The organism is Microbacterium sp. MMO-56 (assembly GCF_037146215.1).
Taxonomy (GTDB): domain Bacteria; phylum Actinomycetota; class Actinomycetes; order Actinomycetales; family Microbacteriaceae; genus Microbacterium.
This window is the reverse complement of record NZ_JBBCVW010000007.1, coordinates 104,691-130,759: the sequence shown is the minus strand read 5'-3', so window position 1 is coordinate 130,759 and position 26,069 is coordinate 104,691. Positions and strand designations below refer to the sequence as shown.

Annotated in this window: 22 protein-coding genes; 10 read left to right on the top strand and 12 right to left on the bottom strand. The window is 72.4% G+C overall.

Annotation, left to right across the window (positions count from 1 at the left end):
- Positions 1-35 precede the first annotated feature (35 nt).
- Positions 36-755 carry a phosphate signaling complex protein PhoU gene (phoU, locus tag WFI00_RS08560; protein WP_336631671.1) on the top strand — a complete coding sequence of 240 codons (720 nt, stop codon included), beginning with the start codon at positions 36-38 and terminating at the stop codon, positions 753-755.
- Positions 756-813: 58 nt separating this feature from the next.
- Here the strand turns inward: phoU and WFI00_RS08555 are convergent, their stop codons facing one another.
- A complete protein-coding gene (locus WFI00_RS08555) occupies positions 814-1,563 on the bottom strand; it encodes a phosphoglyceromutase (protein ID WP_336631672.1) in 750 nt (249 codons plus the stop codon).
- A 40-nt stretch (positions 1,564-1,603) separates the two neighbouring features.
- On the opposite strand from WFI00_RS08555, the gene WFI00_RS08550 reads away from it, so the two are divergent.
- Positions 1,604-2,497 carry a class I SAM-dependent methyltransferase gene (locus WFI00_RS08550; protein ID WP_336631673.1) on the top strand — a complete coding sequence of 298 codons (894 nt, stop codon included), beginning with the start codon at positions 1,604-1,606 and terminating at the stop codon, positions 2,495-2,497.
- Positions 2,498-2,506: 9 nt separating this feature from the next.
- Here WFI00_RS08550 and WFI00_RS08545 read toward each other — a convergent pair whose 3' ends face one another.
- The 4 genes from WFI00_RS08545 to WFI00_RS08530 form a co-directional block, all read right to left on the bottom strand.
- Entirely contained in the window at positions 2,507-3,616 is a 1,110-nt protein-coding gene (locus tag WFI00_RS08545; RefSeq protein ID WP_336631674.1) for an FUSC family protein, read from the bottom strand.
- A gap of 11 nt (positions 3,617-3,627) precedes the next feature.
- Positions 3,628-4,719: a CAF17-like 4Fe-4S cluster assembly/insertion protein YgfZ gene (ygfZ, locus tag WFI00_RS08540; RefSeq protein ID WP_336631675.1), complete on the bottom strand. Its 1,092-nt coding sequence runs from the start codon at positions 4,717-4,719 to the stop codon at positions 3,628-3,630.
- 8 nt (positions 4,720-4,727) lie between these two features.
- The gene (locus WFI00_RS08535; protein WP_336631676.1) at positions 4,728-5,333 is read right to left on the bottom strand and encodes an FABP family protein; all 606 of its coding nucleotides are present in this window, start codon (positions 5,331-5,333) and stop codon (positions 4,728-4,730) included.
- 185 nt (positions 5,334-5,518) lie between these two features.
- On the bottom strand, positions 5,519-5,809 hold the full coding sequence (locus WFI00_RS08530) for a hypothetical protein (protein ID WP_336631677.1): 291 nt from the start codon (positions 5,807-5,809) through the stop codon (positions 5,519-5,521).
- Positions 5,810-5,919: 110 nt separating this feature from the next.
- Between WFI00_RS08530 and WFI00_RS08525 the strand changes: the two genes are divergently transcribed.
- The 4 genes from WFI00_RS08525 to WFI00_RS08510 are packed head-to-tail and all read left to right on the top strand — an operon-like array spanning position 5,920 to position 10,480.
- Positions 5,920-6,618, top strand: coding sequence for a response regulator transcription factor (locus tag WFI00_RS08525; protein ID WP_336631678.1), 699 nt, complete (start codon positions 5,920-5,922; stop codon positions 6,616-6,618).
- A gap of 51 nt (positions 6,619-6,669) precedes the next feature.
- On the top strand, positions 6,670-8,841 hold the full coding sequence (locus tag WFI00_RS08520) for an RNA degradosome polyphosphate kinase (protein ID WP_336631679.1): 2,172 nt from the start codon (positions 6,670-6,672) through the stop codon (positions 8,839-8,841).
- The gene (locus tag WFI00_RS08515; RefSeq protein ID WP_336631680.1) at positions 8,838-9,776 is read left to right on the top strand and encodes an NUDIX hydrolase; all 939 of its coding nucleotides are present in this window, start codon (positions 8,838-8,840) and stop codon (positions 9,774-9,776) included. Before WFI00_RS08520 ends, WFI00_RS08515 begins: the two co-directional genes overlap by 4 nt.
- A 2-nt stretch (positions 9,777-9,778) precedes the next feature.
- On the top strand, positions 9,779-10,480 hold the full coding sequence (locus WFI00_RS08510; RefSeq protein ID WP_336631681.1) for a chemotaxis protein CheY: 702 nt from the start codon (positions 9,779-9,781) through the stop codon (positions 10,478-10,480).
- On the opposite strand, the gene WFI00_RS08505 is transcribed toward WFI00_RS08510, so the two are convergent.
- From WFI00_RS08505 to WFI00_RS08495, 3 genes are read right to left on the bottom strand one after another with little or no spacing between them, the layout of a single operon-like run.
- Positions 10,419-11,717 (bottom strand): M1 family metallopeptidase, encoded by a 1,299-nt coding sequence (locus WFI00_RS08505; RefSeq protein ID WP_336631682.1) that lies wholly within the window; start codon positions 11,715-11,717, stop codon positions 10,419-10,421. The two genes, WFI00_RS08510 and WFI00_RS08505, sit on opposite strands and share 62 nt — an antisense overlap.
- Positions 11,714-15,691, bottom strand: coding sequence for a Pls/PosA family non-ribosomal peptide synthetase (locus tag WFI00_RS08500; protein WP_336631683.1), 3,978 nt, complete (start codon positions 15,689-15,691; stop codon positions 11,714-11,716). The genes WFI00_RS08505 and WFI00_RS08500 overlap by 4 nt, the downstream gene beginning before the upstream one ends.
- Before the next feature lies 1 nt (position 15,692).
- Positions 15,693-16,313, bottom strand: a complete 621-nt coding sequence (locus WFI00_RS08495) for a hypothetical protein (RefSeq protein WP_336631684.1) — start codon at positions 16,311-16,313, stop codon at positions 15,693-15,695.
- Positions 16,314-16,507: 194 nt separating this feature from the next.
- On the opposite strand from WFI00_RS08495, the gene WFI00_RS08490 reads away from it, so the two are divergent.
- The 4 genes from WFI00_RS08490 (at position 16,508) to pstB (ending at position 20,691) form a co-directional block, all read left to right on the top strand.
- The gene (locus WFI00_RS08490) at positions 16,508-17,629 is read left to right on the top strand and encodes a phosphate ABC transporter substrate-binding protein PstS (RefSeq protein ID WP_336631685.1); all 1,122 of its coding nucleotides are present in this window, start codon (positions 16,508-16,510) and stop codon (positions 17,627-17,629) included.
- 170 nt (positions 17,630-17,799) lie between these two features.
- The gene (gene pstC, locus WFI00_RS08485) at positions 17,800-18,801 is read left to right on the top strand and encodes a phosphate ABC transporter permease subunit PstC (protein WP_336631686.1); all 1,002 of its coding nucleotides are present in this window, start codon (positions 17,800-17,802) and stop codon (positions 18,799-18,801) included.
- Positions 18,798-19,895 (top strand): phosphate ABC transporter permease PstA, encoded by a 1,098-nt coding sequence (pstA, locus tag WFI00_RS08480; RefSeq protein ID WP_336631687.1) that lies wholly within the window; start codon positions 18,798-18,800, stop codon positions 19,893-19,895. Before pstC ends, pstA begins: the two co-directional genes overlap by 4 nt.
- 16 nt (positions 19,896-19,911) lie before the next feature.
- Positions 19,912-20,691: a phosphate ABC transporter ATP-binding protein PstB gene (pstB, locus tag WFI00_RS08475; protein WP_336631688.1), complete on the top strand. Its 780-nt coding sequence runs from the start codon at positions 19,912-19,914 to the stop codon at positions 20,689-20,691.
- Positions 20,692-20,826: 135 nt separating this feature from the next.
- Here pstB and WFI00_RS08470 read toward each other — a convergent pair whose 3' ends face one another.
- The 4 genes from WFI00_RS08470 to WFI00_RS08455 form a co-directional block, all read right to left on the bottom strand.
- Positions 20,827-21,711, bottom strand: coding sequence for an aminodeoxychorismate lyase (locus WFI00_RS08470; RefSeq protein ID WP_336631689.1), 885 nt, complete (start codon positions 21,709-21,711; stop codon positions 20,827-20,829).
- A gap of 292 nt (positions 21,712-22,003) precedes the next feature.
- Complete coding sequence (locus WFI00_RS08465) at positions 22,004-22,642, bottom strand: DNA-directed RNA polymerase subunit beta (RefSeq protein WP_336631690.1); 639 nt, start codon at positions 22,640-22,642, stop codon at positions 22,004-22,006.
- A 94-nt stretch (positions 22,643-22,736) separates the two neighbouring features.
- The gene (locus WFI00_RS08460) at positions 22,737-23,765 is read right to left on the bottom strand and encodes a 6-phosphofructokinase (RefSeq protein ID WP_336631691.1); all 1,029 of its coding nucleotides are present in this window, start codon (positions 23,763-23,765) and stop codon (positions 22,737-22,739) included.
- A gap of 142 nt (positions 23,766-23,907) precedes the next feature.
- Complete coding sequence (locus WFI00_RS08455; protein WP_336631692.1) at positions 23,908-26,067, bottom strand: DEAD/DEAH box helicase; 2,160 nt, start codon at positions 26,065-26,067, stop codon at positions 23,908-23,910.
- Between the last annotated feature and the right edge of the window lie 2 nt (positions 26,068-26,069).

The following is a 26,069-nucleotide window of genomic DNA, read 5'->3' as shown; positions in this document are numbered from 1 at the left end:
CTCCGCCGTCCCGAACCGCTCGAGGAGAGTCCATCATGCGCGAAGTGTTCCACCAGTCGCTGGAAGAGGTGCAGACGCGCCTGGTCGAGATCGGCGAGCTGGTCACCGTGGCCATCGAGAAGGCGACCCGCGCGTTCAGCACGAGCGACGTCGCCCTGGCCGAAGAGGTCATCGAGGCGGACGAAGTCATCGACGAGCGCGCCGTGGCCATCGACGAGCTCGCGATCCAGATCCTGGCGCGCCAGCAGCCGGTCGCGCGCGACCTGCGCATCGTCGTGGCCGCCCTGCGCGTGAGCACGTCCCTGGAGCGCATGGGCGACATCGCCGAGCACATCGCCCAGCTCACCCGGATGCGCTTCCCGGAGCGGGCCATCCCGAAGGGCCTGAAGAACACGTTCACCCGCATGGGCGAGGTCGACGTCGAGGTGGCGCGCACGCTCACCGACCTGCTGCGCACCGAGGACCTCGCGCTCGTCGAGACCCTCCGCACGCTCGACGACCGCGTCGACGCCTACCACCTGTCGGTGTTCGAGAAGGTGCTCAGCGAGAACTGGCAGGGCGAGGCGGGCGCCACCGTGGATGCGACGCTGGCCAGCCGATACCTCGAGCGCTTCGCCGACCACGCACTGTCGGTCGCCAAGAAGGTCGCCTACCTCGCGACCGGCGACTGGACGCCCGACACCGACGCGATCGCCGTCATCATCGCGGGCGAGGACGCCGTGCTCCCGGACGAGTCCGCCGAGCAGGTCGACTGAGACACCCGCCGACGACGAAGGGGGATGCCCGCGGGCATCCCCCTTCGTCGTGTCTGTCCTACTTCTTGCCCTGGTTGGCCACGGCCGCGGCCCCCGCGGCGGCGGCCTCGGGGTCGAGGTACTCGGCCGTGCCGATCGGCTCGAAGTTCTCGTCGAGGCGGTAGACGAGCGGGATGCCGGTCGGGATGTTCAGCTCGGCGATGTCGGCGTCGCTGATCTTGTCGAGGTGCTTCACGAGCCCGCGCAGCGAGTTGCCGTGCGCCGTGACGAGGACCGTCTTGCCGGCGGCGAGGTCGGGCTTGATCGCGGACTCCCAGTACGGCAGCATCCGGTCGATCACGATCTTCAGCGACTCGGTGCGGGGCACCTCGCCGTCGATGCCGACGTAGCGCGGGTCGTCCACCTGGCTGTACTGGTCGTCGTCTGCGAGGGGCGGCGGCGGCACGTCGAAGGAGCGGCGCCACAGCATGAACTGCTCGTTGCCGAACTCCTCGAGCGTCTGCGCCTTGTCCTTGCCCTGCAGCGCACCGTAGTGCCGCTCGTTGAGGCGCCAGGAGCGCTTCACCGGGATCCAGAGGCGGTCGGCGGCGTCCAGCGCGATGTTCGCGGTCTGGATCGCACGGCTGAGGACGGAGGTGTGCAGGACGTCGGGCAGGATGCCGGACTCCTTGAGCAGCTCACCGCCGCGCGCGGCCTCGCCACGGCCCTGTTCGGTGAGGCGGACGTCCACCCATCCGGTGAACTGGTTGGTCTTGTTCCACTCGCTCTGCCCGTGGCGGAGGAGGATCAGCGTGTAGGGCGCGGTCATGCCGCAATCCTATCGAAGGCGGCCCTGGCATCATGGGGTGATGCCGCCGGAGAAACCGCCCCGTCCCGCGGCCTCCCACTCGGGCTCCGCCGGACGCCGGCCCGTGCGCGCGACGCGGGGCGCGGTCGGCCGGATCACCCGCGGGACGACCGGCACGAACCGGCTCCGCCGCGTCGATCGGTGGCTCGCCCGGCACCCCGCACTGCTGCGCACGCACGACCCCCTGGTCGTGGATCTCGGCTACGGCGCGAGCGGCGTGACCGCCTTCGAGCTGGAGGCGCGCCTCCGCCGCGCCCGCCCGGACGTCGAGGTGCGAGGGCTGGAGATCGAGCCCGGGCGCGTCGCGCGCGCCCAGGAGCAGCTCGCCGAGGTCCGCGCCGGCCGCACCCCCTTCGCCGCGGACGCGCGCGTCTCGTTCGCCCGGGGCGGCTTCGAGGTGCCCGTAGCCGCGGACAGGCGCCCCGCCGTGGTCCGCGCCTTCAACGTCCTCCGGCAGTACGACGAGAGCGCGGTGGCGGATGCCTGGGGGCTCATGTGCGCGCGGCTGCAGCCGACCGGCATCCTCGTCGAGGGCACCTGCGACGAGCTGGGCCGGGTCTGCACGTGGATCGAGGTGGGCGCCGACGCGGCGCCGCGGACGCTCACGCTGTCGCTGCGCCTCGAGGGCCTCGACTCCCCCGCCGTCGCCGCCGAACGCCTTCCGAAGGCGCTCATCCACCGCAACGTCCCCGGCGAGGGCGTCCACGCCTTCCTCTCCGCCCTGGAGGACGAGTGGGTCCGGGCGGCGGCGGCCGCCCCCTTCGGCCCCGTGCACCGCTGGCGGACGGCGCTGCAGGCGCTGGACGCGGCGGGATGGCCGCTGCTCGGCCGCGGACGGCGCCGGCTGGGCGAGGTCACCGTGCCGTGGGAGGTCGTCGCCCCGGGCGACCGGTGAGCGCCGGCCTCAGACCCGCGGCAGGGCGGCGCTGGCCTCGGCCGGGGGCATCCCCGCCGCCGTCATGAGGTCCACCGCGAGGGGGCGCAGCGCGCCGATGAGCGTCTGGTCGACGCTCGTGCTCCCGGCGGCGAGGACACCGGGATCGAGCCGCGCCGCGACGACGCGCACGGCCTCGCGCGCCGCAGGTTCGTAGGAGATGTCCGCGAGCGAGTCGGCGACCAGCCGCGCGCCGGCGCCGAGCTCGGCGAGCAGCTCGGCGGCGATCGGCCGGGGCGTGCCGTCCTCGCAGACGTAGACGACGCGACGGCCGATGACGCGCAGGTTGCGGCTGGCGAGGTCCAGGTGCAGGCAGATGCGCCGCTGCCGGTCGAACTCGGTGCGCTGGCGCCGCAGCAGCGGGGAGATGCGGGCGATCGCCGCGCCCGAGTCGATGCCGCCGTGCCAGGCGTCGATCCGCGCCTGCAGGAGGCGCGCCTTCGCGAGGCCCCGGTCGGCGCGGGTCCGGCTCCCCCCGCGGAGCGCCTGCACCAGGGTGCCGAGTGCTCCGTCGAAGGCGGCGAACGCGTCCGAGCCCTGCGCCGCCACCGACCGCAGGGGGCTGCGCGGCACGAGGGCGGTCACCAGGAGCGCCGCCACGCCGCCGATCGCGCCGTCCAGGAGACGCGCGAACGGCACGCTGGCCGGGACGACCATGACGATCGCGGACTGGATCGCCGCGGCGAGCGCGAACCCGGGCTGATCGGAGAGGAACCTCGCGACGGTGAGGCTGAGGGCCAGCGTGAGGGCGAGCTGCCACCATCCGATGCCTGCCGCCAGGACCATGAGCTCGGCGACCAGGATGCCGACGATCATGCCGACGACCGTCTCCAGGACGCGGCGCGGACGGGCGTCCCGGACGAGCCCGAGGCTCGAGATGGTCACGGTCGCCGCCAGCAGCGGCGCCGAGTGGCCGAGCGCGTAGTGCGCGACGGCGAAGGCGGCGGTCGCCGCGACGACGATCTGAACGATCGCCGGGAGCGACGCCCGCACCCGCTCGAGGCCGGGCCGGGGCGACAGGCGGGCGCGCCAGCCGACGGGAACGGCGACCGTCTGCGTGGCGGGGTCGGGCTCGAGCATCGTGCAGCGCGTCAGCGGCGCCGCGACAGGCGCGGCAGGCGAGGGGGCGCCGCGGTGCGGCCCGCGTCCGGAGGGACGATGGTCTCGGCGGCGGCGGCGATCTCGCCGTCGTCGGTGCGCACGCGCAGGGGCGCGTCGACGGGGACGGTCCGGCGGATGAGCGCGAGCGCGATCGGCCCCTCCTCGTGGTGGCGCGCGACGGAGGTCACCGACCCCACCGCCTCCTCTCCCAGGAGCACGTCGGCTCCCGGCGCGGGAAGAGCGGCGTCGCTGCCGTCGAGCTGCAGCAGGACGAGGCGTCGGGGAGGATGCCCGAGGTTGTGCACCTTCGCGACGGTCTCCTGGCCCCGGTAGCAGCCCTTGTCGAGGTGGACGGCCGTGCGGAGCCAGTCGACCTCGTGCGGCAGGGTGCGACCGTCCGACTCCGCGCCGGCGCGCGGCCGCCACGCCGCCACCCGCAGCGCTTCGGCGGCCAGGTGGCCCGCGACCGGCTGGGCGCCCGCGAGGGCCGCCTGCGCGATCCGGGCGTACTCGTCGGTCGACACGATGGCCTCGGCCCAGTCGCGCTCCGCGCCGGGATGGGGATCCACGCCCGCGTACCCCCATCCGCCCGGGCCGACGACCGGCCACGGGTCGCGCCAGAGCGCGTCGGCGTCGAGACCCGCGACCGCCGCCGTCGTCCCGGCGACGACGCGGTGGGTCGCGGAGGCGTCCTGGGGGTCGACGCGCAGGCGGAAGCGCATCCGCGTCAGCCACGCGAGCAGCGCTGCGGCCCGCGGGCGATCGACGATGAGCCAGGTGCGCTCGCCGTCGTCGACGACCGCCGCCGCGTGCTCGACGTGGCCCTGCGGGTCGAGCACGAGCAGCTCCGTGCTCTCCCCCGGCGCGAGCGCGGCGAGGGCCTGCGACGTGATCGAGTCGAGCCAGGTGAGACGGTCGGGGCCGGAGACGGTCAGCACCGTCCGGTGGGCGAGCGGGGCGAGGGCCCGGCCAGACGCCAGGTCGCGCTGCTCGCGCACCGGCGAGCCGAGGTGCGCGATCCCGTCGTCGTCGACGACGGCGCCCGGCAGCGCCGCGAAGGGATCGTCGGACGCGCCGGACACGGCCGCGCTCACTCCGCCCGCGCGAGCCGCGCGGAGGCGTGCGAGGCGAGCGCGCCGCCGAGCGCCGCGACGTCCCACGCCCACAGCAGATGACCGTCCACGTAGCCGTACATGCGCGTGGCCGAGGCGTAGTGCTTGGCTCCGGCGGGACGCACGACGGCGTCCGTCGCCAGATCGATGCGCGGTCCGCGCACCTGCCCCAGGTAGAGCTCGCTGATGCCGTCCGAGTGCACGATCGCGACCTCGAGGTCGAATCCGCCCTCGGCGGTGCGCAGCGCCTCGACGTCGTCCGCAGTACGTGGGGCGGGACGTGCGGACACGGGCGGAAGCAGGGCCGGTCCCGGGTCGGCGTCGCCCGCCGGTCGAGCCAGGCGCCAGTAGCCCGTCTCGGCCACGAGCGGGGTCCGGGCGTCGTCCTCGCCGAGAAGCCACGCACTCGCGGCGTAGTTGACGTAGTCGCCGCCGTCGTGGCTGAAGCTCACGCGGTGCGCGAACTCGCCGGTGAAGCGGGTGCCGTCCGCGTCGTAGTCGATGACGCCCGTGCCCTCCCAGACGCCCAGCAGCCACGACAGCGGGACGATGTCCGCCGGAAGGTCGGTCGGAAGGTCGAACACGGCGCTCAGCGCTGGCCGCGATAGAGGTTCTTGATCACGACACCCGACACGAAGACGATCGCGAGCGAGGCGAGAGCGAGCAACCCGACGAAGAAGAGTTCGAGTGCGACGAGGTCCATGCCCCTACTCTACCGGTCCGAGGCCGCACACCGGCCCGCATCTCGGTCGGCAGGAGCGAGGGATCCTCAGACGGCGAAGAGACTCGCGAGGCCGAGGCCCAGGCCGATCAGCCCCATCACGAGCATCGCGCCGAGCGCGCTCGCCGCGACCCGGCGGATGAAGCCCTCCGGATGCCCCTGCCACAGCTGCACGGAGAAGGAGATCAGGATGCAGGCGGCGAGCCCCACCGCCATCCAGGCGGCGCGCCACTCCGGCGGCACGGCGAGCCCGACGGTCACCGCGATCGCCGCCCCGGCGCCCCACACCCCGACGATGGCGCCGAAGCCGCCGCGCGGCGCGAGTCCCGGAACCGTCATGCATCCATCATGGCCGACCGGCGCGTCGCCCGCACCTGCGCGCGCCGTCGAGCGCGCGTCGAGGTCCTAAGATGGGCTCACGGTCCGCCGGTCGGACCGGAAGGGACCGCATGGCTCAGCTGCTCGTCTTGAGTTCCGCCCTCGGCGGAGGCGCCGTCCTGCCCGCGCTCGAGCTGCTCAGCCATCGCGTGCGGCAGATCCCCGCGGAGCCCGCGCAACTGGTCAACGCCCCGAGCGCCGACGTGATCTTCGTCGATGCGCGCGGCGACCTCGTCAGCGCGAAGTCGCTGTGCAAGATCCTCAACACCACGGGGCTGGACGCACCGCTGCTGCTCGTGGTCACCGAGGGGGGTCTCACGGCGGTGTCGACCGACTGGGGCGTGGACGACGTCATCCTCGTCGGCGCCGGACCCGCCGAGGTCGACGCCCGCATCCGGCTCGCGATGGGGCGCCAGAGCGCGGAGCAGGTCTCCACGCGCATCCAGACCTCGGGCATCACGATCGACGAGTCCTCGTATTCCGCTAAGGTCCACGGCAAGCCGCTCGATCTCACCTACAAGGAGTTCCAGCTCCTGCACTTCTTCGCCACGCACCCCTCCCGGGTGTTCACGCGCGAGCAGCTGCTGAGCGAGGTGTGGGGCTACGACTACTTCGGCGGCACCCGCACGGTCGACGTGCACGTGCGGCGCCTGCGCGCCAAGCTGGGCGATCTGGAACAGCTCATCGGCACCGTCCGCAACGTCGGCTACCGCTTCAACGTCTACGACGACGACCAGGTCCCGGCGCCCCGCGAACGCTCCGGCGCCTGAGGTCGACGCGCGGTTAACGCGCCGGTCACCTGGCCCTGCAATGATGAGGGAATGATCGACACCGAGGTGCTGGACACCGGACTGGGCGACTCCGACGACGACGACTTCGACGAGATGATCGAGGACGCGGACGCGCAGCTGCCCGACCACCGCTACATGGACCGCGAGCTCAGCTGGCTCGCCTTCAACCAGCGCGTCCTGGAGCTCGCGGAGGACCCGAACCTGCCGGTGCTGGAGCGCGCGAACTTCCTCGCGATCTTCGCCAGCAACCTCGACGAGTTCTTCATGGTCCGCGTCGCAGGGCTCAAGCGCCGCATCGTGACCGGCCTCGCCGTGCCGACCAACGTCGGGCGCGCCCCGCAGGAGGTGCTCGCCGACATCTCCGAGGGCGCCCACGCCCTCCAGCTCCGCCACGCGCGCGTCTGGATCGACCAGGTGCGCCCCGCCCTCGCCGAGGCCCGCATCGAGGTCGTGACCTGGGACGAGCTGTCCGACGACGAGCGGGCGTCGCTGTACGACTACTTCCAGTCGCAGGTGTTCCCGGTGCTCATGCCGCTCGCCGTCGACCCCGCGCACCCGTTCCCCTACATCTCGGGGCTGTCGCTCAACCTCGCGATCCGCATCCGCAACGCGAAGACCGGACGCCAGGAGTTCGCGCGCCTCAAGGTGCCGCCGATGCTCCCCCGCTTCGTGGCCGTCCCCGGCGCGGCCGGTGCGCCGGCGCGCTACCTTCCCCTGGAGCAGCTGATCGCCCACCACCTGGGCGACCTCTTCCCCGGCATGGAGATCCTCGAGCACCACACCTTCCGCCTCACCCGCAACGAGGACGTCGTCATCGAGGAGGACGAGACCGAGAACCTCATCCAGGCACTGGAGGCGGAGCTGCTCCGTCGCCGCTTCGGCCCGCCGATCCGCCTGGAGGTCACCGAGGAGATGGACGACGTCACCCTCGACCTCCTGATCCAGGAGCTGGAGGTGTCCGACCAGGAGGTGTACCGGCTGCCGGGGCCGCTCGACCTGCGCGGACTGTTCGACCTCGCGCGCATCGACCGGCCCGAGCTGCACTACCCCGCGCACGTGCCCGTCACGGCGACGGCCTTCCAGCCCGCGGAGCAGAACGGCCGCGCCGACCTGTTCGCCGCGATCCGCAAGGGCGACGTGCTGGTGCACCACCCGTACGAGTCGTTCACCACGAGCGTCGTGGCCTTCCTGGAGCAGGCCGCCCGCGACCCGCACGTCCTGGCCATCAAGCAGACCCTCTACCGCACCTCGGGCGACAGCCCCATCGTGCAGGCGCTCATCGACGCCGCCGAGCGCGGCAAGCAGGTGCTCGCGCTGGTGGAGGTCAAGGCGCGCTTCGACGAGGCCGCCAACATCGTGTGGGCCCGCAAGCTCGAGAAGGCCGGCGTCCACGTCGTGTACGGCCTCGTGGGGCTGAAGACGCACTGCAAGCTCCTGCACGTCATCCGCGAGGAGGACGGCGCACTGCGCAGCTACAGCCACATCGGCACGGGCAACTACAACCCCAAGACGAGCCGCCTCTATGAGGACTTCGGCCTGTTCACCACCGACGAGCAGGTCGGTCGCGACCTCACGCGTCTGTTCAACGAGCTCAGCGGGTACGCGATCGAGAAGAAGTTCAAGCGCCTGCTCGTGGCGCCCCTGCACCTGCGCAAGGGGCTGCTGCGCCTCATCGAGACCGAGCGCCGTCATGCGCTGGACGGCAAGCCGGCGCACATCCGCATCAAGGTCAACTCGATGGTCGACGAGCAGATCATCGACGCCCTCTACCGCGCGAGCCAGGCGGGGGTCCGGGTGGATGTCTGGGTGCGCGGGATCTGCTCCCTCAAGGTCGGCCTCGAGGGCGTCAGCGAGAACATCACGGTGCGGTCGATCCTCGGCCGCTACCTCGAGCACTCCCGGATCTTCGCGTTCCTGGGCGACGGCGACCCCCAGGTGTACATCGGCAGCGCCGACATGATGCACCGGAACCTGGATCGGCGCGTCGAGGCGCTCGTGCGCGTCGTCGCGCCGGCGCACGTGAAGGAGCTCGTCGACCTGTTCGACCTCGCCATGGGCGACGAGACCAGCTCCTGGCATCTGGAGCCGAGCGGCGAGTGGGTCCGGCACAGCGAGGACGCGGACGGCAAGCCGCTGATCGACCTGCAGGAGCGGACGATGACGCAGGTCCAGCGCCGTCGGCGCGGACGGGCGGTGCGATGACGAGCACGGCCGTGTACGCCGCCGGCGGCGTGGTGTGGCGCGTGGTCGACGGCAAGCTCCACATCCTCGTCATCCACCGGACCGCGTACGCGGACGTCACCCTGCCCAAGGGCAAGGTCGACCCCGGCGAATCGCTCGCCGAGACGGCGGTGCGGGAGATCTTCGAGGAGACCGGCATCCGCGTCGCGCTCGGCATCCCCGTCGGCGTCTCGCGGTACCACATGCCGCGCGGTCGCGAGAAGATCGTCCACTACTGGGCCGCCGAGGCGACGGAGGACGCGATCCGCGCCTCCTCGTTCGTCCCGAACAAGGAGGTCGCGGCGCTGGAGTGGGTCTCCGTGCGCAAGGCGCGGGGCTACCTGTCGTACCCGGTCGACGTGGAGATCCTGGAGCAGTTCCAGCGCTACGTCGACGACGGCGTGCTGGGGACCTTCCCGATCATCGTGCTGCGCCACGCGAAGGCCCAGCCGCGCGAGGGCTGGTCGGGGCCCGACGCCGCCCGCCCGCTCACCGCGCGCGGCGCGCGGCAGGCGAAGGCCCTCGTCGGCCCGCTCCGCGCCTTCGGCGTGCGCCGGATCGTCTCCAGCGACGCCGTGCGCTGCGTCACGACGGTGACGCCGCTCGCGGCGGAGCTCGGCCGGACGATAACCCGGACGCCACTGGTCGGCCAGGACGCGTGGGAGGACGGCACCTCCGACCTGCGCGCCATCGTCGGCAAGCGCGTCCGGTCGCGCAAGGCCGCCGTGCTGTGCAGTCACGGACCGGTGCTGCCGGGCATCCTCGCCGAGCTCGCCCTCGCGACCGGGACGCTCCGCGGGTCGTACCTGGGCAGCGCCTCGTCGCTGGAGCCCGCCGCGTTCTCCGTCGTCCACCTCTCGCGAGAGCACCCGGGGTCGGGCATCGTGTCGATCGAGACGCACGAACCGAAGGACTGAGCGTGGACGGCGTGCGGCTCGCCTGGGCGGCCGCCCCGCGGGAGCGCGCGGCCCGGCGCGCCGTCGCCTGGGGACTGCTGCGGGAGCTGCTGAGCGAGGCCGGGCACCCCGACGCGTCGCTGTCGCACCCGTGCCCGCACTGCGGCGGCCCGCACGGCCCCGTCCGCGTGGAGGGAACCGTGCCGTGGCAGGCATCCGTGGCGTACGCCGGCGGCTTCGCCCTGGCCGCGATCCGCCCCCGCCCCTCCCCCCTCTCCCCCTCCCCCCTCTCGTCCCCCCGCCCCTCCCCCCGCCTCGACGGCGAGAAACCACCTGCAGCGCGAGAAACACGCGCAGCGGAGGTTTCTCGCGCTGGAGGTGGTTTCTCGAGCCCGCACGGCGAGGGCTTCGCGATCGACGCCGAGCCGTTCGACGACGCCGTCCGTGAGGCGGCAGGGGGTGCGCCCGGCGGCCTGCTGCGCTGGGTGCGCACCGAGGCGGTCCTCAAGGCCGACGGGCGGGGACTGCGCGTCGACCCCGCGGCGGTCGAGTTCGTATCGGACGCCGGCAGCGGGACGGCGTGGACGGCGCGGCTCGCCGACACCGGCGTCCGCTACCGGGGCGGGGAGCCCACGGGCGCGGACGTGCCGCCCGGGGTGCTCGTCAGCGTCGCGTGGGCGTGTGCGGCAGCGGCGGCAGCTCCGGGGCGTCCAGCCACGCGCTGAGCAGATCGTCGACGTCGCCCTCCTGCGCGGCGAGCGCGCGGAAGTCCGCCGTCGTCGCGAGGGCGTGCCGGTGCGCCTCCGTCCAGCGTGCGACGAGCCGCCCGAACGCCGCATCCCCGAGCGCGACCCGGAGGGCGTAGAGCGTGAGCGCGCCGCGCTTGTACACGCGGTCGTCGAACATGAGGTCCGGGCCGGGATCGCCCAGGACGAGGTCCTGCGGGAGCTCCCGGAGGCGCGCGTGGTGCTTGGCGGCCTTCTGCGCGACGGTCGCCCGGCCGGCACGCTCGGACCACATCCATTCGGAGTAGCAGGCGAAGCCCTCGTTGAGCCAGATATCGCTCCACTGGCCGATCCCGACGCTGTTGCCGAACCACTGGTGCGACAGCTCGTGGGCGATGAGCCGCTGCTCCGCGGGGTCGAGATGGTTGACGCCGAACACCGCCATACCCTGCGCCTCGAGCGGGATCTCCAGCTCGTCGGGGGTGACCACGAGCGTGCAGTCCTCCTGGGGGTAGGTGCCGAACGCCCCCTCGAACAGGGCGAGCATGTCGGGCACATCGGCGAACGCGCGATCGACCTGGGCGCGCAGAGCGGGCGGCGCGACCAGGCGCACACGGGCGTCGCCGGCGAGCGGGCGGGCCTCGTACCGGCCGACGTGCGCGGCGGCGAGGTAGGTCGCGACGGGCACGGAGGATTCGGATACGGCGGTCACGCGTCCGCCCGCACGGGTGAGGCTCACGGGCCTCCCGGTGGCCACGGGGAGGTATCCGGAGTCGCTCGTGAGCGACAGCCGCATCCGCGCTCGATCGTCGGGCCGGTCGTTGCAGGGGAACCAGGTGGGTGCCCCGGTGGGCTGCGACGCGACCAGAGCGCCGTCGTCGAGCTCCTCCCAGCCGATCGTCCCCCACCGCGACCTGCGCGGGGCGGGCGCACCCGCGTAGACGATCTCGACCGAGAAGCGCTCCCCCGCCTGGAGCCGGCGCGGGAGCTTCACCCGGAGCTTGCGCGGACCCTGCGTGAACGACGTGCGCCGATCTCCGTCCACACGCACGCGCGCGGCCCGCAGACCGACGAGGTCGATGCTCACGGCACTCACGGCGACCGCGGCGACCGCGTTGACCACCGCCGTCCCCTCGAGACGGTTCGTGCGCACCCGGTAGTCGAGCGTCAGGTCGTAGGACTCGACGTCATAGCTCGCGTCGCCGCTCTCCGGCGCGTACGGGTCATGGCCGGTCACGACGTCGACTGGTAGGCGCGGACCTTCACGGCACGCCACGGGCCGATGGGATTGCCGCTCCAGCGTGAGCCGACGGGGACGCTCTCGCCGCGCATGACGAGCGAGGCGGGGCCCACGGTCGCGTGCGCACCGATGGAGGCGGCCGGCAGGATGACACTGTGCGGGCCCAGGGTCGCCCCGGCTTCGAGTTCGACGGTGTCCATACTCATGATTCGATCATGGAACAGGTGCGTCTGCACAACGCAGCCCCGGTTGACCGTCGCCCCGTCGCCGAGGGTCACGAGATCGGGTTCGGGCAGCCAGTAGCTGTCGCACCACACTCCGCGGCCGATCGTCGATCCGAGGGAGCGCAGCCAGACCGCGAGGGCGGGCGTGCCCGCCGCGGAGCGGGCGAACCAGGGGGCGGCCACCATCTCGGTGAAGGTGTCGGACACCTCGGTGCGCCACACGAAGCTCGACCACAGCGGCTGCTCGCCCGCGCGGATCGGACCCACGATGAGCCACTTCGCCGCGGTCGAGATCCCCGCCGCGACCGCCCCTGCTCCCAGGAGCACGATGCCCGAGAGGAGCACGGCGACCCCGAGGCCCCAGACCTCGATCATGCCCGCGAGGGCGAACACCACGGCCAGACCGATGCCGCACGTGACGACGACCGGCACGAACCGGCAGAGCTCCCACAGGGCGCGCGCGATGCGCAGCCCCGCGGGCGGCCGGTACGTGCGCGACTCGTCTCCTTCCGCCGACTGGCGGCGCAGGCGCACGGCCGGCGACCCCAGCCACGAGGAGCCGGGCTTCGCCTTCGCCGGGGCGGCGGACAGGACGGCGACGAGGCCGTCGCGCGGCACCCGGTGACCTGGAGCGGCCATCCCCGAGTTGCCGAGGAAGGCGCGCTTGCCGATGTGCACCCGGCCCAGGCGCATCCAGCCGCCGCGCAGCTCGTACGAGGCGACCATCGTGTCGTCGGCGAGGAAGGCGCCGTCCTCGATGCGGGTCATCGAGGGCAGCAGCAGCACCGTCGACGCCTCGACGTCCCGGCCCACCGTCGCGCCCAGCATCCGCAGCCACACGGGCGTGAACAGGCTGGAGTACAGCGGGAAGAGGATCGTGCGCGCCGAGTCCAGCAGGCGCTCGATCGTCCACGCCTGCCATCCCACGCGACTGCGGACGGGATGGATGCCCTCCGTCAGCCCGATCGACAGCAGACGCACCGCCACGACGACGGCGCCGGCGACGACGACCCCGGCGACGAGGACGCCCGGAAAGAGCCAGGCGAGCGCGCCGAGGAAGGCGGCGCCCAGAGACTCGGCGCCGGCGATCCCGCGCGCGACGACCAGTCCGCCGGCGGCGAACGCGACGAGCGGCAGGAGGGCGAGACCCACCGCGGAGGCCGCGTAGGCCCAGAGCCAGCGTGTCGGCGCGGGCGCGCGCTCGGTCGGCCACGGGTCCCCACCCGGACGCGCGCCCGCCCCGCCGATGCGCTCGGCGGGAGAGCCCGCCCAGGTCTGGTCGGCGCGGACACGGCCGAAGACCGCGGAGCCGGGGGCGATGTCGGCGCGGCGGCCGATGCGGGTGCCGGGGGCGAGGGTGCTGCGCGAGCCGACCGTCGCCTCCGCGCCGATGCGGATGCCGCCGATGCGCACGACGTCGCCGTCGATCCAGTAGCCCGACAGGTCGACCTCCGGCTCGATCGCGGCGCCGTCGCCGATCTCCAGCATCCCTGTGATCGGCGGCAGGGCGTGCAGGTCGACCCCGCGCCCGATCCGCGCGCCGAGAGCGCGCGCGTAGTAGCTGATCCACGGTGCGCCGGACAGCCCCACCGCGTCCACCTGGTCGGCGATCTGCTCGGCGAGCCACAGCCGGACGTGCACGCCGCCGCCGCGCGGATAGTCGCCGGGCCGCAGACCCGCGAGGAGTGCACGGGCGGCGAGCACCGCGATCGCCATGCGTCCGAACGGGGTGGCGAACAGCAGGAGGCCGACCACGAGCACGCCCACGGGCGCCGCGGGCAGCACCTCGAAGCCGGGGACCAGCCGCAGCACCGCGGACGCGGTCAGCAGGTACAGCATCCAGCGGAACCCGCTGATGATGAACAGCGGCGCCCCCAGGAGCGTCTGCAGCCACTGCATGCGGCGAGGCGTCGGCTCGGGACGGTGGAACGCGACGTCCTCGTCCTGCAGCGCGTGCCCGACCGCTTTGGCCATGGCGCTCAGCCGCGGCACGTCGTAGATGTCGGCGACCGAGAACTCCGGCACGCGCGCCCGGATGCGCGAGACGAGCTGGGCCGCGGCGAGGGAGCCGCCGCCCAGATCGAAGAAGTCCGCCTTGCGCTCGGTCACGGGAAGCCCCAGCACCGCCTGCCATTGCGCGGCGAGCCACGCCTCGGCGGGCGACATGTCGGACGCGGGCAGTTCGACGTTCGGCAGCGGCCACGGCAGGGCGGCCCGGTCGACCTTCCCGGAGGTGCGCACGGGGAGGTCCTCCACGACCGCGAGGAGCGGGACCATCGGCGCGGGGAGCCGTTCGGCGAGCGCCGCACGCGCGGCCAGGCGGTCGAAGTCCGGCGGTGCGGCGAGGTAGCCCACCAGCACGGGCACCCCGGCCTCGGTCGTGCGGACGGCCGCGGCCGCCCCCGTGACGCCGGGCAGGTCCTGCAGGGCGTTCTCGACCTCCCCGAGCTCGATCCGCCGGCCGCCGACCTTGACCTGTTCGTCCGCCCGCCCTTGGAAGACGAGACCCTCCGACTCGAAGCGCACGAGGTCTCCGGAACGGTAGGCGCGATCCCAGCCCAGCGTGGGCATGGGGGCGTACTTCTCTGCGTCCTTCTGCGGATCCAGATAGCGGGCGAGCCCGACTCCCCCGATGATGAGCTCCCCGACGTCGCCCTCCGCGACCGGCCGGCCCTCGGCATCCACGACCGCGAGCGCCCAGCCGTCGAGCGGCAGGCCGATCCGGACGGGCCCCGGGCCGCCGAGCAGGGCCGCGCACGCGACGACCGTCGCCTCGGTGGGACCGTAGGTGTTCCACACCTCGCGTCCGTCGGATGCCAGGCGCGCCGCCAGCTCGGGCGGGCAGGCCTCGCCGCCGAAGATGAGGAGGCGCACGTTCTCGATCGCGGCCGTCGCCCACATCGCCGCGAGGGTGGGCACCGTGGAGACGACGGTGATCCCCTGGCGCAGCAGCCAGGGTCCCAGGTCCTCCCCCGAGCGCACGAGCGCCCGCGGGGCGGGCACGAGGCAGGCCCCGTGCCGCCAGGCCAGCCACATCTCCTCGCACGAGGCGTCGAAGGCCACCGACAGGCCCGCGAGCACCCGATCGGCGGGCCCGAGGGGCGCATCCCGGAGGAACAGGCGCGCTTCGGCGTCGACGAAGGCGGCGGCCGAGCGATGGGTCACGGCGACGCCCTTGGGGACGCCGGTGGATCCCGACGTGAAGATGATCCACGCGTCGTCCTCGACGTCCGGCGGCGGGACGGCGACGATCGCGTGCGTCGACGGGTGGGGCGCGGCCCCGACGAACAGGCCGACCGCGGCGCCGTCCTCGTCCGCGGCCCGGTCGGGGGCGGGATCGTCGACGGAGAGCGGGGACGCGGTGAACTCGCCCGTCCCCGTGATGACGCCCCGCACCCGGGCCTCGCCGAAGACGAGGCGGGCCCGCTCATCGGGATCGTCGGCGTCGACCGGGACGTAGGCGGCCCCCGCGGCCAGGATCGCGAGGATGCCGACGTAGAGCTCTTTGGAGCCGGAAGGCATCCGCACTCCGACGCGGTCGCCCCGGCGCACCCCGGCGTCGTGCAGCCGCGCGGCCGTCGCCCCGACCCGCGCCATGAGCTCGCGATAGCTCAGCGCCCCGGATCCGTCGTCGATCGCCGAGGCTTCGGGGTGACGCGCGGTCGTCTCGCGCAGGATGTCGACGAGTGTGCGCGCGGCCGGCGCCTCGGCGCTGCGGTCCAGCGCCGACTGAACTGTCGCGGCCACGTCAGGAGAGCAGGTCGATCAACGCGGCCTTCGTCAGGCGCGAGTAGCCGTGGTGCCCGTGCGCGCGAGCGCGGGCGCGCAGCTGCACGACGGTCAGGTCCTCGAGTCCGGGGGCGTCCTCCGGGGCGGGAGGGGCCTCCGCGGGCAGCGTGGCCTCCGGGTCGGGCGTCGACAGCTCGGCGGCGAGGGCATCGCCGGCGGCCGCGGCGGCGAGCTCGGCCCGGGCCGCAGCCTTCTCCGACCGGCGGGCTGCCTTGCGCGCGGCCTTCGCCTCGGCGGCGCGCTCCGCGGCGATCCGCTCCGCCGCGGCGGCCGCATCGGCGGCGCTGCGGGCCTCGGCGCGCAGGCGCTCCTTGCGCTCCGCCGCGCCGACCGCCTTCGCGACGGCACGCTCGAGGCGGCGGGCGGCCCGCTCGGCCTCGCGCGCGACCTTCTTCGGCGCACGGTGGATCCGCTTCTTCGACACGTCGGCGGCGTCACGCGCCTCCTCGATCGCGTCGTCGAGCCTGCGCGCCTGCTTTTTCGGGAGAGCGCGCCGCGTCTTCTTCGCGCGAGACACCGCGGCCGATGCCGCCTCGACCGCGTCTCGCGCCGCCCGCTCGTCCTTCTTCGTGTTCGCCATGGCGCTCAGGATAGTCAGCCCACGTGAACGATCCGGGAACGGGGAACCGCGCCGTGACGCGGGGCGTCACAGCACCGGCCGCGCCGTTCACCTTCCGTTCACCGCCACAGCGCAGTCTCGTAAGAGTCGCCGTCTACGGTCACCACCGTGCCCTGCACCGGGCCGCACCTCCCTGACTATGTGAAGGATCCACAGTGAAGCTCACCCGCATCGCCCAGCTGGGCGCTGTCGCCGCCGTCGCGGCGCTCACCCTCGCCGGCTGCTCGTCGACCCCCGCGGCGTCGCCGTCGGAGAGCGCGAGCCCGACCGCCTCCTCGGTCGCCTTCGAGATCGACCCCAGCCTGTCCGGCACGATCACGGCCGGCGGTTCGAGCGCCCAGTCCAACGCGCAGGCCGCCTGGACGAGCGCGTACAACGCCACCGCCAAGAACGTCACGATCAACTACGACAAGTCGCAGGGCTCCGGCGGCGGCGTCACCAACTTCCTCTCCGGCGCGTACGACTTCGCCGGCTCCGACTCGCCGCTGAACGCCGACCAGACGGCCCAGTCCAAGGACCTCTGCACCGAGGGCGGGGTCAACATCCCGATCTACCTCGACGGCGTCGCCATCATCTTCAACATCCCGGGCGTCACCGACCTCAAGCTGAGCGGCGAGACGATCGCGAAGATCTTCGCCCTGCAGATCACCGACTGGTCCGACCCGGCCATCACGAAGGACAACGGCACCGAGCTGCCCGCCGGCGCCATCACCACGGTCGCGCGCTCGGACGGCTCGGGCACGACGCAGAACTTCACCAACTACCTCGCCGCGACGCAGTCGTCGGTGTGGACCTTCCCCGCGGGCAAGGACTGGCCGGTCGAGGGCAACGTCTCCAAGCAGAAGGGCGGCTCGGGCGTCGTCGAGGCCGTCAAGGCCGGCACGGGCACCATCGGCTACGCCGACCACTCCGCCATCGGCTCGCTGAACGCCGCCGCGATCGTCACCGACGGCAAGGCCGTCGCCTACAGCGGCGAGGCCGTCTCGGCGACGTTCGAGGCCGCGGCCGTCGACGCGTCCAACGGCGTCCCCGGCGACCTGTCGAAGAAGTTCGACTACTCCAAGCTGACCCCGGAGTCCTACCCGATCCCGCTGGTGTCGTACGCGGTCCTCTGCTCGACGTTCAAGGACGAGGCGCAGGCGAAGCTCGTGACCTCCTACCTCGGCTTCGTGACCAGCTCGCTCGGCCAGTCGGTCGCGGAGAAGAACGCGGGCTCGGCTCCGCTGCCCGAGTCGGTCCTCGCCGACGCGGCCGCCACGCTGAAGAACATCAAGTAACACCTCGGTCCCGGTCCGGTCTGCGCACGTCCCGCGCAGACCGGACCGGGCTGAGCAGGGTCGTCGGCCTGCGGACCGACGGCCATGCTGAGCCGGACCTCCGACCACCCGTCTCTGGATCTTCCCGACCCGAGGAGAACACATGACCCCGTCCGATCTGGGGGGCCGTCGTGACTGACGTGACCACCGCACCCGCGAAGAAGCCCTCCTCGAACATCGTCGGAGGTCGTCGCGCCGGCGACAAGGTGTTCCTGGGGCTGTCGACCACGGCCGCCGTCTCGATCATGATCATCCTGGCCGGCGTCGCGATCTTCCTGATCCTCAAGGGCCTGCCCGCCATCACCGCGAACTGGGGCGAGGGCGACCTCGCCGGGTACCAGAACAAGGACTGGGCGAACTTCTGGGACTACGTCGCACCCCTCCTGTGGGGAAGCATCTGGGCGGCCTTCATCGCGATGATCCTCGGCACCCCGGTCGCCATCGGCATCGCCCTGTTCATCTCCCACTACGCGCCGCGACGCATCGCCGGCTTCCTCGGGTACATCATCGACCTGCTGGCCGCGGTCCCCTCCATCGTCTTCGGCCTGTGGGGCATCATCGTGATGCGACCTCTCCTGCTGCCCCTGGCACAGTTCCTCAACGAGTACCTCGGCTGGATCCCGCTGTTCCGCGGCCCCGTGTCGAGCACCGGGTCGACGATGCTCGCCGGTGGGATGGTGCTCGCGGTGATGATCCTCCCCATCGTGACCTCGATCACGCGTGAGATCTTCCTGCAGACCCCGCGTCTGCACGAGGAGGCGGCGCTCGCCCTCGGCGCGACCCGCTGGGAGATGGTCCGCCTCGCGGTCATCCCGTATGCGCGCAGCGGCATGGTGTCGGCGACCCTCCTGGGCCTCGGCCGTGCCCTCGGCGAGACGATGGCGATCGCGCTCATCATCTCCCCGAGCCTGATCTTCTCGGTCGCCCTGCTCACCGACGGATACAACTCCCAGACGATCGCGGCGAACATCGCGCTGAACTTCCCCATCGCGACCGATCTCCAGCGCTCCGCGCTGATCGGCACGGGCCTCATGCTGTTCGTCGTCTCCCTCGCCGTCAACATGCTGGCGCGCTACATCATCGCCGCGACCGGACCGGGCGCGAAGGGCCGCAAGAGAGGAAAGCGCTCGTGACCGAGACCGCCACGCCGGCTGCGCCGGCCTCGACCGCACTGTCGCTCACGAGCGGACAGCTCCCCCGGTTCGTCGAGCCCCTCGCGCTCGCGGCGGCGCTCGCCGTCGTCGCCGCGATGCAGCTCGTCGTGGGCGGGTTCAACGCCGCGACGTGGCTGATCTTCAGCGCCATCCTCTACCTCGTCGGCATCGGCGTCTTCTCCACCATCGTGGAGGGACGGCGCAAGGCGACGGACCGCGTCGTGCGCGGACTGGTCACGGCGGCGTTCGTGCTCGCGGTGGCGCCGCTCGTCTCGACCCTGTGGACGGTCGTCTCCAAGGGCCTGTCGGTGCTGTCGTGGGGCTTCGTCACCCAGGTCGGCGGCACGGCCTTCGACCCGAACACGCTCGAGGTCGTCTCGACCCCCGGCGCCCTGCAGGCGATCGTCGGCACGCTGATCGTCACCGGGATCGCGGCTCTCATCTCGGTGCCGATCGGCATCCTCGCGGCGGTCTATCTCGTGGAGTACGCGCAGCCGAACAACCCCCTGCGCCGCGCGATCACGTTCCTCGTGGATGTCATGACGGGCATCCCGTCGATCGTGGCCGGTCTGTTCGCGTTCTCGCTGTTCGCGCTGATCGTGGGGCCGAAGGCGTTCAGCGGCTTCTCCGCGTCGATCGCCCTGTGCGTGCTGATGATCCCGATCGTGATCCGCTCCACGGAGGAGATGCTGCGCCTGGTCCCGAACGACCTGCGCGAGGCCTCCTTCGCCCTCGGCGTGCCGCGCTCGATCACGATCATCAAGGTCGTGCTGCGCACGGCCGCGAGCGGCATCATCACCGGCGTCGTGCTCGCCGTCGCCCGCGTCGTGGGTGAGACCGCCCCGATCTTCATCGCCGCCAGCTTCACCGACAACTTCAACGCCGACCCGTTCAACGGGCCGATGCAGACCCTCCCGGTCATGGCGTACACCGCCTACAGCTTCCCCGGGAAGGACATCGACGCCTCGCAGGCGCAGGCGTGGGGCGCAGCCCTGCTGCTGGTCATCCTCGTCGTCATCTTCAACCTGATCGCCCGGATCGTCGCGATGGTCTTCGCGCCGAAGGCACGCTAAGCAAGGAAAGGCACCTGTGTCCAAGCGCATCGAAGTCGAGAACCTGAACGTCTACTACAGCGATTTCCTCGCTGTGGAGGGCGTGTCCATGGACATCGAGCCCCGCGCCGTGACGGCGTTCATCGGCCCGTCCGGCTGCGGCAAGTCCACGTTCCTGCGGACGCTGAACCGCATGCACGAGGTCATCCCCGGCGCCCACGTGAAGGGCAAGGTGCTGGTGGACGGCGATGACCTCTACGGTCCCGGCGTCGACCCGGTGCTCGTGCGCCGCCACGTCGGCATGGTCTTCCAGCGGCCGAACCCGTTCCCCACGATGTCCATCAAGGAGAACGTGCTGGCCGGCGTGAAGCTCAACAACAAGCGCATCTCGAAGGACGCCGCCGACGCGCTCGTCGAGAAGTCGCTGAAGGGCGCCAACCTCTGGAACGAGGTCAAGGACCGGCTCGACAAGCCGGGCGCCGGCCTCTCCGGCGGTCAGCAGCAGCGTCTGTGCATCGCGCGGGCGATCGCCGTCTCCCCCGACGTGCTGCTGATGGACGAGCCGTGCTCGGCGCTCGACCCGATCTCGACGTTCGCGATCGAGGAGCTCATCCAGGAGCTGAAGTCCGAGTACACGATCGTGATCGTCACGCACAACATGCAGCAGGCGTCGCGCGTGTCCGACAAGACCGCGTTCTTCAACATCGCGGGCACCGGCAAGCCGGGCAAGCTCATCGAGTACGACGACACCAACACCATCTTCACGACGCCGTCGGTCCAGGCGACCGAGGACTACGTCTCCGGCCGCTTCGGCTGAGCGGATCCGCACGCGACGAACGCCGTCGGTCCTCCGGGGCCGGCGGCGTTCGTCGTCCGCCGGATGCGGACGCCCCTCCCCCGGTCAGTCGCGCGGCCCGGTCAGTCGCGCGGCCCGGTCAGTCGCGCGGCCCGGTCAGTCGCGCGGACGGAGGAGGTAGCGGTTCATCGCGGCGGTCAGCGCCGCGTCGGTCGGCAGGGGCGACCCGTCGATCGCCACGATCGGTGCGGCCAGCCGGACGCTGGAGACGAGCCACGCCGCGTCCGCGTCGGCGAGCCACGCCGCGGGGACGCTGTCGTAGGCGACCTCGAAGCCCTCGGCCTGCAGGTGGTCGTACAGGCTCAGCTGCGTCGTGCCGTGGAGGATCCCCGCGTTCGGCGCCGGGGTCACGAACGTGCCGCCGCGCCGGAGGATCAGCGACGCCGTGGGCGCCTCGAGGACGAAGCCGTCGCTGGTGAGGAAGATCGCATCCTCCGCGCCCCGGCGCTTCGCCTCGCGCAGCGCCGCCATGTTCACGGCGTACGACAGCGTCTTCGCGCCCAGCAGCAGCCACGGCGCACGAGCGGGGACGTCGCGCGCGTAGCCGCGGTCGAGCGTCACGACCCGGATGCCCTCGGTGCGCGCACGGGCGAAGTCCGCGGCCTCTGCCGCGGTCACCCACGCCGTCGGCGCCGGTCCCTGTTCGACCCCGCGGCTGAGGATGAGCTTGATGACCGATTCCCCCGCGCCGCAGTGCGCCGCGGCGCGCTCGACGGCGGCCCGCCACTGGGCGAGGTTCGGCGCCGGCAGGTCGCAGATCTTCGCGGAGTGGGCGAGGCGGTCCAGATGCGCCGACACCTCCTGCGGATGCCCGTCGACGACCCCGATCGACTCGAAGATCCCGTCGCCGCGCTGCGTGCTGAGCTCGCCGACGGTCAGCGCCGGCGCGGCGGGGTCGAGCTCGGTGAAGGTCCCGGCGAAGTCCCCGGTCCCCTCGTCGGGTGCCGCGGGGTCGATCATCAACGCGAATCGCCAGGCCATCCCCCGAGCCTACGCCGCGCCTGCCGCCCCGTCCGGGAATGCCACCGGGACGCGCTCGGTTACACTGGAACAGCCGGGCCGCAGTAACCCCGGGCTCCATCTTTCGCCGCTATGAGCGGCCTCGCGCCGAGAGGCGTTCTGCGGCCCGGCACTTCCGTGCCGGGACACAGGACGACTCTCCCGCGCAGCGCGACGGCACCGGGCGTTCTGCGGCCCGGCACTTCTGTGCCGGGCCACGGGCGGAGATGCGTCAGAGCACGCGACGGCACCGGGCCAGATCACGCGCGACGGCTCAGGTCAACGCGTCGCGGCGCCAGAGTGCGGCACACGTGGTGAGCTCCGCCGCCGAGGTGTCGAGCCGCAGGGCGCGGGTCGTGAACGCGGCGGCGCGTTCGGGTTCGCCCGCATCGGCGTCGTCCGCGAGGTCCAGCGCTCCCGCCGCCTCCACGCGGCAGAACGATGCGGCGCGCTCCAGCGCCACGGCGAAGTCGCCGGAGAAGACGCCGCGGAGGATCTCATCGACGAGGGCGATCAGCTCCTCGGGCCCGGCGGGGGCGGGGGCGCCCGCGACGACGACGTCGACCCCGTGGCGCAGGGAGCGTCCCCGCTCGTAGAGAAGGGCGGCGGTGCGCGGATCGTCGCGCACCATCAGCTGGATGAGGTACAGCCGCCACAGCGCCCCCGGCAGCGACGACGGGGAGGCGTGCGACCAGAGCTCGGCGAGGGTGTCGATGCCGTGCGTGTCGGTGAAGGCTACGAGGCGGTCCAGGACCCCCTCGGACGGCTCGTCGCGGACGCGCGTGAGCAGGGCCGCCGCGGTCGCGTGGGCGGCGCGGGACACTTCGGCGGGGTCTGTCGATCCGAAGCGGCGATCGAACGTCGACGCCGGCCGCTGCACGGGCCGGTGGAAGTCGCGCCGCTCATCCGTCATCGTTCCAGGGTACCGGCGGCGCGGGGCCCGGTCGCCGCGCCGACAGCACACAGCCCCCTCGGTCGGTCCCGAGGGGGCTGTGCGAGTGGCCGGCTCAGCCGAAGAGAGCGGCGGCCTCTTCGTAGCGGTGGAGCGGCACGGTGTTGAGCTCGCCGAGCGCCTCGGCGAACGGCACGCGCACGATCTCTGTGCCCTTCATGGAGACCATCTGCCCCCACGCGCCCTCGGCGACGACATCGGCGGCGTGCAGGCCGAGGCGCGTCGCGAGAACGCGGTCGAACGCGGAGGGCGAGCCGCCGCGCTGGATGTGACCGAGAACGGTGGCGCGCGTCTCGATCCCCGTCAGGCGCTCGATCTCGGGCGCGAGGACCTCGCTGATCCCGCCCAGACGCGGCCGGTTGAAGGCGTCGAGGCCCTTGTCGCTGTACGCCTCGTCCATCCCGGTGAGGGTGAACCCCTCCGAGACGACGACGAGCGGGGCACGGCCGCGGTCGTGTGCCTTCTGCACCTGGGCGACGATCTCGTCGATCGACATGGGCACCTCAGGGATGCAGATGACGTGGGCGCCCGCGGCGATGCCGGAGTGCAGGGCGATCCAGCCGACATGCCGGCCCATGACTTCGGCGACCATGCAGCGCTGGTGCGAGTCGCCCGTCGTGCGGAGGCGGTCCATCGCGTCGGTGGCGATGTTGACGGCGGTGTCGAAGCCGAACGAGTAGTCCGTCGCCCGCAGGTCGTTGTCGATGGTCTTGGGGACGCCCATGACGTTGATGCCGTCGTTCCAGAGGCGGTTCGCGGCGGCGAGGGTGCCTTCGCCGCCGATGGCGATGATCCCGTCGATGTGGTGGCCGTAGAGGGTCGCCTTGATGTTGTCGGCTCCGCCGCGCGGTCCCTCGTACGGGTTCGTCCGCGAGGTGCCGAGGATCGTCCCGCCGACCTTCGAGAGCCCCTTGACCTCGTGCCGCGTGAGCGGGAAGAAGTCGCCGTCGACGACGCCGCGCCACCCGTCGCGGATGCCCACGAACTCGATGTTGTAGTTGGTCGTGCCCTTCAGCACGACGCCGCGGATGACGGCGTTCAGACCGGGGCAGTCGCCGCCGCTGGTGAGGATGCCGATCTTCATGGTGAGGATCCTTCGGTTCGATTCGGGTCGAGAGTGATGCGGCGACACTGCCTTCCCCGAGACTATCGCCGCAGGCGGCACGGCTGCCACCGGCGACGCCGTCGATAACCGCGTGAGGCCCGGGATTCCGGGCCTCACGGGGTCACGCCGCGCCGAGCGCCTGCCGCAGGAGGTGCATGAGCGCGGAGAGCTGCACGGAGTCGCTCGAGCCGGGGTCGACCTGCTCGCCGTCGAGGGCGCGGGCGGCCAGGGACTGCTTCGAGTCGATGAGCTCGGCGATCTTGGTGTCGATCGTGTGCGCGGCGATGATCCGCCACGCGGTCACCGGCTCCTCCTGGCCGATGCGGTGCACGCGGTCGATCGCCTGCGTCTGCTCGGCGGCGGTCCAGGAGAGCTCGGCGAGCACGACGTTGGAGGCGGCCTGCATGTTCAGTCCGACACCGGCGGCCGTCAGCGAGCACACCGCGATCGCGACGTCGGGGTCGGAGTTGAACGCGTCGATGGCCTGCTGGCGCGCCGGGGTGGACTGGTCGCCGCGGATCGAGATCGTCCGCAGCCCCGCCGCGGCGAAGTGCGCCTCCGCGGCATCCATCACGTCGATGTGCTTCGCGAAGAACACCACCTTGCCCACCGAGCGCTGCAGCTGCACGGCATAGTCGGCGGCGAGGAGGGCCTTGGCCTGCCCGATCCGGCGCACCATCGTGAAGACGTTGTCCGCACCGGATCCGGCGGCCTTCGACTCTTCGAGCTCGCCGTGCGCGACGAGGCGGACGATGTCCTCGTCGACCTCTCCGATGAGCACCTTGTCGCCGCGCGCCTCGATGATGCGACGGTACTTCGCCGCGAGACGCTCGCCCAGTTCGTGCTCGGCGGCGCGGATCGAGCGGCCGTACTCGTCGTCGAGCTCGACGGGGAGATCCGCGACGAGCTTGTCGGGGAGGTCGGCCGCGACGTCCTTCTTCTTGCGCCGGACGATGCCCATCGAGATGACGGCGTCGCGCGCCTCGGGGTAGAAGGCCTTGTCGGCGGGGGTGAAGCCCGTGGCGTCCAGCTTCGCCATCAGCTCGGGCCCCGGCTTCTCGCCGTTGGTCCAACCGAGGAACCGCCAGATCGCGTCGAAGTCCTCGACGTCGTTGATCAGGGGCGTGCCGGTGAGGGCCAGCATGAGGGGGTTGTGGACCTGCTCGCGGATCCGCGCGCCGAGCGCCAGCACGTTCTGGGACCGCTGCGAGGTGAGGTTCTTGATGAAGTGGGCCTCGTCGACGACCATCCCCTTGAGGCCCAGTGAGCCGAGCCACGACAGATGCCGGTCGAGCACCTCGTAGTTGACGATGAAGACATCGGCGAAGGCGTCGACGGTCGCTCCGTCGCCGTGGATGACGGTGGCACGACGCTGCGGCGTCCAGCGCTCGACCTCGCGCGCCCAGTTCATCTTGACGACGTTCGGCACGACCGCCAGCAGCGGATACGCACCGGCGACGGACGCGGCCAGCACCGACTGCGCGGTCTTGCCGAGGCCGGGCTCGTCGGCGAGCAGGAACGAGCGGTGTCCGGCGCGGACCGACTCGAGGAACCGCGACTGGTGCGGCATGACCTCGAGGCCCTTGGGCGAGAGCCGGTCGAACTCGGGGACCGGCGGAAGGTCCATGCTCGCCGACGCCCCGCCCGCGCCCGTCTCGAACGCCTTGTAGAGGGGCCCCATCAGCTCCCACCCGTCCAGGCGGCGCCGGGCGGTCGACGCCGGTGTGCGCAGCGTCAGGTCGGGAGCGAGGAACGGGTTGGACTCGCGCCGCGCCTCCACCTGGGGCGGCGTGACCTGACGCTCGGCGAGCGCCGCGGGCACGACCGGCGTCTGCACGGGGGCCACGTCGGTGATGATGAGCTCGTCCTCGGGCAGCTCCGCGCCCGACTCGAGCAGCCAGTCCCGGCGCATCCGCTTGGCGACCGGCGATGTCGCCTGATCGACCTCGAGCAGCTGGATGAGCGACGTGTCGCGTGCAGCCGTCTTGGCGAGGATCGTCGCGACGCCGTCGAGGCGCTTGAGCAGCTCGACGCGTGCTCCGGCGGGCACCGACTCGTCGGCTTTGACGCGGGCCCGCTCCTCGCGCACGAGGAAGGCGATCACCTGGAACTTGACGCGGTTGGTGGGGCCCAGCTTTCCGCGCTGGGCCTTCGCCTCGACCTCGCGCACCTTGCGGGCGAGGATCGGGATGAGGGGCGCGTCGTCGTCGCGACGTGCCGAAGAGCCCCGGTGGGATGCGCCGCGGCGGCGGGCGGGGGCGGTGGATGCCGTGGGCGGCATGC